The following is an 8590-nucleotide window of genomic DNA, read 5'->3' on the forward strand; positions in this document are numbered from 1 at the left end:
TGGACGGGAATCGGCGTCGGGGGTGGTCACTTCTTGAGGGCGGACGCAGCCGAGACGTTGGCGTCGTCCCACCACCGGTCATCCGCGTCGAACTCACGACTCAGATCACGGGCACCTGCCCATGTCATATTCAGGATGATGCGAGTAGCGTCTTCACGCAGCGGGATCGTGCGGTGCAACGTGGTGTCGGTCCGCAGGAAATACACGTCTCCCGAAGAGAAGTGATAGGTGTTGATGGGGTTTTCGGCGAGGTAGCTGTTGATGCGTGGGTTCTCTTTGTCCCAGGTGGTGTGGGGGACGCACTGGAGCAGTCCGCCGACGTCGATCGGCGGCGCGACCAGGACCCAGATGAGGGCGAAACTGAAGTCGCCCCAGTGCCAGCCGTGCGTGTCCCCGCGCTGTTCCTGCCGCGTGATGAGGAATTCCTCGTCGGCCTTGGGGCAGGGGTGCAGCTTCTCCCCGGCGAGGGTCTCCAGGGCGCCGAGCAGCCCGGGGTCGGCGTAGATCGAGGTCACGAGTTCGCTGTTGGCGGCGATCATCTCGCTGGGTACGACGGACATGGAGCGGCGGGTGAAGCCGGTGGTCTCCAGGCGCAGATCGCGCCGCTCGGCGTGCTTCTCCAGGAGGCGTTCCGCTTCGGCGCGCACCAGTTGGCGGGTGGGCGCTTCGATCAGGTCGGTCACGGTGGCGATGCCGAAACGGTGGTATTGCTGCGTCATCCGGCGGATGTCGCCGGTGTCGAGCGAGGTGCAGACGTTCTTTGAGCCAAGTCCTTTACCGCTCACAAGTTTCTCCGATGTCCGGCTGGTGAAGGCGGGGATCGACTGCGGTGCTCAGTGGCGGCGCCTGCTGAAACGCCGGGCATGACCGTAAGTTCGCGTCCCGGCCCCGATCAACCACGGGATCGATCACGGGGGCGAATTCAGGTCGATCCTGGGGACGATTTCCCCGCACGATACGGGCCGATCGAGGGGCGTCACGGACTTCGATCCCGAAAAGGCGTGGTGATCGACCGTCGGGAGAGGGGCAGGTGGGCGTTCGCGATACGCCTCGGTGAATCTTGCGGGCGTTCACGCGGGCCTCGCCGAGTGAACGTGGCGTGAATCGCGTGACGGCCGATTCGCCCTCTCGACCGTTCGACAATCAAGTTATTCCGAGGGGCTGTGATCGGCCACCGATCAGCGCGCCGAACGCCCCGTTGATCGGCCCGATGATCGGCCCGCCGATCGCCCTGTCGGCCGGATTGTCGAACGGCTCGTCAAGAGGCCGTTCGGCCTGCGATTCCGGTTCTCCCGATCTTCCGCACGACCACTCGCGTAAACAATCAACGAGGCCTATGGTGATCCCGGCATCCGCCCGGCTCCTCGCCCCGGGAGTCGGCGAAAGGAGCCCGTATGTCACGCAGGCGACGACATGGCTCCGGCTTGCCTTTCCCCCACTCCCGCGCCCCGGCATCGGATATGGAGGCACAGTGACCGGCACACCGCTCGGCCCGGGTTTCTCCCTCGCGGACAACGCGGTCGCGGACGCCTCGATCGCCCGTCCCTGAGTCCGCCCGCTCCACCCCCGACCTGGAAGGAACCGAGGCCCGATGGACGTCATGACCGCGATCGTCACCCGCAGGAGCGAAACGATTCTGACCGAACCCGCCCCGAACGACGAGGAGTTCCGCTACCTCCTGCGCGGCGCGGCCACCGCCCCCGATCACGGGCGACTGCGGCCCTGGCGCTGGATACTGGTGCGCGGAGAGGCCCGCGCCGCACTGACCCGCGCCCTGGAGCCGCTGCCCCCGCAGGACCCGGTGGCATCCCAACTGGCCCCGACGACACCGCCGTTGGATCTCAGTGGGTTTCCCGCCGCCGAGGAGCGTCCGCGCAGCCTGCCGGAACCGCCGCTGCGGGCGCTGCTGGTGTTCGCCCCTTCTGCGGGGCACGGGATTCCCGAATGGGAGCAGTTGGCAGCCAGTTGCTCGATGACGCACGCGCTGATGATGCTGCTGCACGCCCGTGGCTACGGCAGCATCTGGCGCACCGGCGAACTGTGCACCAGCCCCGGCCCCCGCGGCCTGCTCCATATGGCCGAAGGGGAAAGGCTGTTGGGCTCCCTCGACATCGGAACGTCTCCGGAGGGCCCCCGGCAGCGCAGGCCGCTCCCCGACATCTCCGACCGCGTCTCCGTCTTCGAGACCGCGACGCCGCTGCGCCCGACGCACGGCCCCAGGGCATCCGTCGGCGCGGAGTGACGTGGTCGCGCGGTTCCCCGCGCCCCTGAAAGACACCGGTCGTCAGGTCGCTGACACAACCCGCGAGCGCCCCGGGGAGCCGGACGTGGCTTCCCGGGGCGCTCGTGTGCGCCATAACCCCCTTGTGGTGAAGGGGAGTTGGGGCTAGTTGATGGTGAACTCCTGGGTGACGCCGCGGTTGGCCTTCGCGATGTAGAGCTGGCGGAAGGTCCAGGCCGCGGGGACCCGCACGGAGTGGAACTCGACCGAGGAGTTCGTCTTCCACCAGTAGTCGGCGGCCGTGGTGCAGGCGTGCGCCGGGACCTCCCAGTAGCGGGAGCCGACCCAGTCGTTGTACTGGTTGGCGCCGACCAGGAAGAACGTCAGCAGCCGGTCGTTGTTGTTGCAGATCCGGACCTGGGAGCCGACCTCGTCGGCGCTGGCCGTACCGGGCATCGCCAGGCCGCCGAAGACGGCGCTCGCGGCGAGGACCGCAGTGGCGATCCTTCTCCCGATGAGGTGACGCATGGCATTACCGCCGTTCTGTCGTGTGGGGTTCACTTGCGCAGCCCGTGCGCGCGCAGCCAGTCACGGGCCACCCCGGTGGGGGTCCCGCCTGCTTCGACGGAGGCGACGAGGGTGGCCAACTGGGCTGTGGTCAAGGCTGAGTTGAGACGTGCGAGGGCCTTCCGGGCGGACAGGTCCGCGTAGGGGGCCTGGATGAGCGGGAAGACGTGTTCGGGCGGGACGACGGCCTCGGGGTCGCTCAGCACGGTCAAGTCCTCTCCGGCGAGGGCCGGGTCGGTGCCGCGCAGGACCCGGACATCGGCCTTCGCCGAGGTGCCGACGGCGGTGAGGGTGACGCCGTACGCCTTCTTCAACGCGGCCGGGGTGGGGGCGTCCGGGTCGCCGGAGGCGGCGCCGCCGAGGGTGCGGCGGGCGTCCGTCTCGCTCAGGTCGGCGAGGGTGCGCAGTCCGTCGCGCCGGGCGGTGGCCCGGGTGACCGCGAGGACGATGCCGCGCTGGGCGGCGGCCGGGGGCAGCGCGACGATGCCCGGCGGCAACGCCATGCTGAGCGTGGCCGCCATGTTGCCGGGCAGCGTCTGGCCGCCCGGCAACGCCCGCAGCAGGGTGCTCTCATAGGCGGGGGCGAGGCTCAACTCGCCGTCCACCACGGCCTGTGCGGTGTCCGCCGGTGAGGTGTAACCGGAGGTCACCGTCCGGACCTGCTGTCCGGCGCCGGTCAGGAGGGCTCCGTAGAGCGCCGCCACGATCCGGCTCTCGGCGGAGCCGTCGGTGCCGATCACCGTCGCGCCCCGGCGGTCGGCGTACTCGTTCTTCGTGGCGCCGCCGCCGGCACAGCCGGTCAGCAGGAGCAGCGCGCACAGGACGGCCGCCCCGGCACCGCGGCGCGAACGGGTGGGTGAGGTCACGGAGCACCCCGAGTCATGCGTGGAGGAAGGTCAGTTGCAGTGCGCGGAGCGGTCCGCGGCGGACATCGGGGCGTCCTTGAAGTTGACGTAGCCCGAGTTGGGGTTGTCCTTGTTGAAGCCGGACGCCGCGTAGTCGTTGACGTACCAGATGTAGTGGTCGTAGTAGCGCTTGCCGAAGTGGATCTCGTACCAGCCCTTGGCCTGCTGCTTGGCGGTGCCGCGCTCGATCCAACCCTTGTACCCGGAGGGGATGTTGACGGTCTCGCTCTGGGCGTCGGTGTGCGAGGTGGTCCAGGTGTGGCCGTAGGAGGCGGTGACCTCGGCCTCGAAGGCGACCCAGAACTTGGCGCTCACGCTGATCGAGACGCCGACCGAGTTGGCGGCGGAGGTGGTGTCCGACCAGTCGATGCGGTGCTGGTTGGTCTGGCTCGCGCAGTTGTACGCGGTGGAGCCGACCTGGTGGTTGGGGCCGGTGTACGTCCAGTAGCTCTGCGGGTGGAACTCGCACAGGTCGGCCCAGCTACAGGCGTCGAGGAGTTCCTTGGTGGTGGGGGTGTCTGCGGCGGACGCCTGGGGGGCGACCAGCAGGGAGACGCCCAGGGCGAGGGCGGAGGCGGCACCGGCGGACCGGAGCGTGCGCAGCGGGGAACGGCTCATGCGGCGCGAGGTTTCCATCGTTCTCTCCACGGGAGGGGACGCCGGCGGGCTGGGGGCCCGGCGGCGGCGGAACGGATCTGACGGAGCCGGGCGGCCCAGGTGTGCCGGGCCGCCCGAAACCGTGGCCCGCTCGGGGGGATGTCGCGGGCCGGTCGAGAACCACTTTTGAGGCCGCGGAGTTGTTCAGCAATGCAGGTCAGAGCCGCGAACAACTCAACCCGCGCTACTCGCCCCCGACCTGCCGGAACCGGACCGCCCCTCCGGTCCGGTCAGGGGCACAGGCGTCGGTAGGGCACGTCCGGGAGGTAGGTCCGCCACTCGGCGCGGGTCAGATCGCCGCCCGCGCGGGCGCAGAGCCGGTCGACGATCCCGGCCGGGGCGATCCCGTAGTGCTGGATGGGGACATGGCCACTGCCCGCGTAGAGGGAGGCGCCGTCGTTGCTGAACGCGACGGAACGGATCGCGTCGCCGGGGGTGCTGAGGCTGTCCCCTAGGGGTTGTTGGGCGCCGACGTCCCACAGCCGCAGGGCGCCCGAGCCGTAGCCGACGGCGAGGGTGAGGCCGTCGGGGCTGAAGCCGAGGGCGGTGACCTCGGAGCAGGCGGTACAGCCGGGGGTGGCGGCGGTGGGCGGGATGACGGCGGCGCGGTGCCGGGTGCTCATGCCGTCCCACACGTCGACGCTGCCGAAGGCGCCGCCGGTCGCGAGGTGGCTGCCGTCCCGGCTGAACGCGACGACCTGCGTGTCCTCGGGGCGGTTGGGTTCCAGGTCGTAGGGGACCAGGCCGGTCGGGCCGCGGAAACCGGCGACCGACACGGCGTCCTGGATACCGGCGCCGACCTCGGGCACCTCGACGCGGGTGCCGATCGCGGTGTCCCACAGTTCCTCGGCGACCGACCCGTCGGCGGTGGTCCAGCAGAGCAACAGGCCCTCGCCGCCCGGGGTGAGGGCGATGGCGCGGACGGCGTAGGCGGCGGTTCCGGTGGGCGCGAGGGCGGCCGAACGGCGGTGCGCGGGCAGGTCCCAGACGTCGAACCGGGCACCGGTGCTCCGTCCGGCCGGGGCGCCGGTGCCGTAGGCGACGTGCTGGCCGTCGGGGCTGAAGGCCATCAGGGGCCGCCCGCCCGGGGCGACGTCCGGTGCGGGCAGCCGGGCGACAAGACGCCCGTCCGCCGTGGCACGCAGGGCGAACTCATAGCCGTTTCCGCTCAGTTGGGCAACGGCGACGAGGCCGCCGTCGGGACTGAGGACGACGTGGTCGGCGGCCCGGCCGAGCCACGGCGAGGTGAGCGGGGTGGTGAGGTCGAGGGTGTGCACGGTGTTCCCGGCGAGGTAACGCAGGCTCGGGCGGCCGGAGTTGAAGGCGAGGGCGGTGACGGGGCCGTCGGCCACGGTGTGCCGGAAGACCGGCACGCTGGGCACCTCGGACCCGGGCACCCGCCACACCGTCACGCCGTCCTGTCCGGCCGCCGCGAGGAACGCCCCGTCCGGCGTGAACGCGAGGTGCCGGTCGCCGGGATGGGTGAGGTCGGCGAGGCGGTGCCCCGAGCGGGTGTCCCAGACCCTGATGCCGGTCGGGGTGGTCGCGGCGAGCCGTCGCCCGTCGGGGCTGAACAGGACGGTGCCGGAGGGGGCGCAGTCCGTGCTCTCCCAGCCGCCGTGCACCACCCGGCCCCGCTCCGGGTCGTCCCCTAGGGGACGTCCCGTGGTCCTGACCCCTAGGGGACGACCCGGAGGACAGACGGCGACGAGGCGGCCGTCGGCGCTCGGTACGACGGCGCCACCGGCGGCCGTTTCGAACAGCACCCGCCCGTCCGCCACCGACCGCAGCTGCGACGTCGACGCGCGCACCGCGTAACTGCGCCCGTCGGCGCCGAACCCGAGCACCGGACCGGCCGTCGACCGGGCGAACCCGGCGCCGCCGTCCCGCCCCGCGCCGGGCAGGCGCCACAGCCGGGTGCCGTTGGTGTCGGTCAGGGCGACGGTGCGGCCGTCGGGGGCGACCGCGGTGACCGGCGCGTCGGGCAGCCGCCCGGAGCCGAGGCGGCGATGGCTGCGCACGTCCCAGCTCGACCAGGTGCCGCCGCCCACGTCGAGGAGGGTGCGGCCGGAGTCGACGAGGAAGGCGCGGGCGCCGGCGGCCTGCGGCGGGTGGCTGAAGACGTCCCGTTCGGGCCCGGCGAGGGAGTCGAAGAGGGCGGCGCGGCTGTCGGGCAGCTCCGGGTCGAGCCGCCAGGCGGCGACGCTGAGCAGGGCGCTGCGACGCGGGTCGGTGAAGCGTTCCTGCGCCGCGAGAACGGCGGCCCGGTGGGCGCCGGTCCGGTCGCGTTCGCGCTCGGCGGTGTCGTTGGCGTCCCAGGCGATCTGGCCGACGGCGAGGGCGCCGAGGACGACGAAGGAGAGCGCGAGGAGCAGGGTGCGGTGCCGTTCCTTGGCGCGGTCGGCCCGCCAGTGCTCCATCGACGCGGCCACCCGGGAGGCGCTGAGGAAGGCCCGTTGCAGTCCGGAGAGGTCGTCGTCGTGCCGGTCCCGCCCGAACAGGGCGTCGGCGGTGGCGAGTCGGGCGCCCCGGTACAGGGTGCAGGTGGCGTGGCCGTGCGCCTCCCAGACCCGGGCGGCCTCAGCGAGGCGACGGTGCTGCCGCATCCGCTCGCAGTTCTCCTCGCGCCAGCCGCGCAACCGGGGCCAGCCGGTGATCAGCACCGAGTGCGCGACCTCGACGTGGGTGTCGTCGACGGTGACGAGGCGGGCCCGCGCCAGCCGTTCGAGTACGAGGGGTATCTCAGGGTCGGGCCACTCCCGCAGATCGGCGCGGGGCAGCGGGCGACGGGTGTCGAGGGTGCCGTCACCTGGGGTGATCAGCGCGAGCAGCAGCCGTCGGGCGGCCTGCGCCTGGGCCGGGTCGAACTGGGCGTACACCTCTTCGGCCGCCGCGACGACGGTGCCGCGCACGCCGCCCGCCTCCTCGTACGCGGCCGTCGTCAGCACGCCGCTGCGCCGACGCCGCCAGGTCTCGCGCAGGGTCTGCGAGAGCAGCGGCAGGGCGCCGGGTTCGTCGACGGTCTCCTCGATGAGGCGGGCGGTCAGCTCCCGTTCGATCCGCAGGCCGGCCGCGGTGGCCGGGCCGACGATGACCTCCCGCAGTTCGGTGCGGGTCGGCGGCTCGATGCGCAGCGTGCTGGAGCGCAACGCCTCGGCGAGGCCGGGGTGTTCGGCGCACCGGTCGGCGAAACGGCTGCCCGCCGCGAGGATCACGCGCAGTCGGCTGCCGGGTTCCCGGGCGGCGAGGAGTTGGTCCACGAACAGCCAACGGTCGGCGCGGTCACGGCACTTGGTGAAGATCTCGTCGAACTGGTCGACCACGACGATCCGTTCGGGCCCCGTCCGGGGCGGCGCGAGCAGCGCGCCGTGCGTGGTCGCGGGCCGCGCGCCCGGGGTGATCAGCCGCAGCCGCGCCCCGCAGTCCAACTCCCGTACGAGGTCTTCGAGTCGGGGGATGAGACCGGCCCGCACCAGCGAGGAGGTGCCGCTGCCGGTCGCGCCGAGCAGCACCGCGAACCGGTGCTCCCGCACCAGCCGCATCGCGTCCTCGGCGGCCCGGTCCCGGCCGAAGAACAGGTCCCGGTCACCCGGCTGGAACGGTTCCGTCCCCCGGTACGGCGACTCACTGTCCGCCCCGCGATACGGCGCGGCTTCCTCGGCCACCGCCTTCAACCGGCGTTCCCAGTCGTCCGGTTCGGCACCGCAGGCCCGCGCGTAGGCACGGACCACGGCGGCCGACGGGAGGCGTTCGCCCGCAGCAGCCTGCGAGAGGGCGGTCACGGAGACGTCGGCGAGCTGCGACATGGCCCGGTAGGAGGGGGAGCCCGCCGACCGGCGCAATGCCCGCAACTCGCAGGCGAGCCGCTGAACGGGCCCGGCCTCCGGATCGATCGGCCGCTCAGGCCGCCCCACGACGCCACCCACTTACACCGTCCACGGCCGCGCTGAGCTTCACGTCGGCGAGTATGTCATCACAACTTGAGAGTTAAAAAGAACATCCTGTGTCCGTCCAGCAAATACTGGGAGCGAGATGAGGAGGAAGAAGGGGGAGGGGCCGAGGGGGAGGGGGGGGAGAGGGCGAGGGGCCGAGGGGGAGAGGGGGAGAGGGGGGAGACATCTGGGACGCCTGGAGGGGGCACCCGGAGGGGCTACCCCGCAGGGAACGCCCCCTAGGGATCACGCACCCCCAGCGGCTGGGGGTGCGTGGAGAGGCAACCCGCAGGGCAGTTCCCGCAGGG

The 8590-nt window shown here is 72.0% G+C and carries 6 protein-coding genes; 1 reads left to right on the forward strand and 5 read right to left on the reverse strand.

Annotation, left to right across the window (positions count from 1 at the left end; all coding sequences use genetic code 11):
* Positions 1-26 precede the first annotated feature (26 nt).
* On the reverse strand, positions 27-719 hold the full coding sequence (besD, locus tag ACIQOU_RS08970) for an L-lysine 4-chlorinase BesD (protein WP_401535364.1): 693 nt from the start codon (positions 717-719) through the stop codon (positions 27-29).
* Positions 720-1591: 872 nt separating this feature from the next.
* Here besD and ACIQOU_RS08975 point away from each other — a divergent pair.
* On the forward strand, positions 1592-2242 hold the full coding sequence (locus ACIQOU_RS08975; protein ID WP_401535367.1) for a nitroreductase family protein: 651 nt from the start codon (positions 1592-1594) through the stop codon (positions 2240-2242).
* 144 nt (positions 2243-2386) lie between these two features.
* On the opposite strand, the gene ACIQOU_RS08980 is transcribed toward ACIQOU_RS08975, so the two are convergent.
* The 4 genes from ACIQOU_RS08980 to ACIQOU_RS08995 all read right to left on the reverse strand — a co-directional run bounded on the left by ACIQOU_RS08980 (position 2387) and on the right by ACIQOU_RS08995 (position 8264).
* On the reverse strand, positions 2387-2749 hold the full coding sequence (locus ACIQOU_RS08980; RefSeq protein ID WP_401535369.1) for a hypothetical protein: 363 nt from the start codon (positions 2747-2749) through the stop codon (positions 2387-2389).
* Between the two features lie 29 nt (positions 2750-2778).
* Entirely contained in the window at positions 2779-3654 is an 876-nt protein-coding gene (locus tag ACIQOU_RS08985) for a glycine betaine ABC transporter substrate-binding protein (RefSeq protein WP_401535371.1), read from the reverse strand.
* 30 nt (positions 3655-3684) lie between these two features.
* A complete protein-coding gene (locus ACIQOU_RS08990) occupies positions 3685-4329 on the reverse strand; it encodes a hypothetical protein (RefSeq protein WP_401535373.1) in 645 nt (214 codons plus the stop codon).
* Between the two features lie 251 nt (positions 4330-4580).
* Positions 4581-8264, reverse strand: a complete 3684-nt coding sequence (locus ACIQOU_RS08995; RefSeq protein WP_401535375.1) for a helix-turn-helix domain-containing protein — start codon at positions 8262-8264, stop codon at positions 4581-4583.
* Between the last annotated feature and the right edge of the window lie 326 nt (positions 8265-8590).

The organism is Streptomyces sp. NPDC091279 (genome assembly GCF_044757465.1).
Classification (GTDB): Bacteria; Actinomycetota; Actinomycetes; order Streptomycetales; family Streptomycetaceae; genus Streptomyces.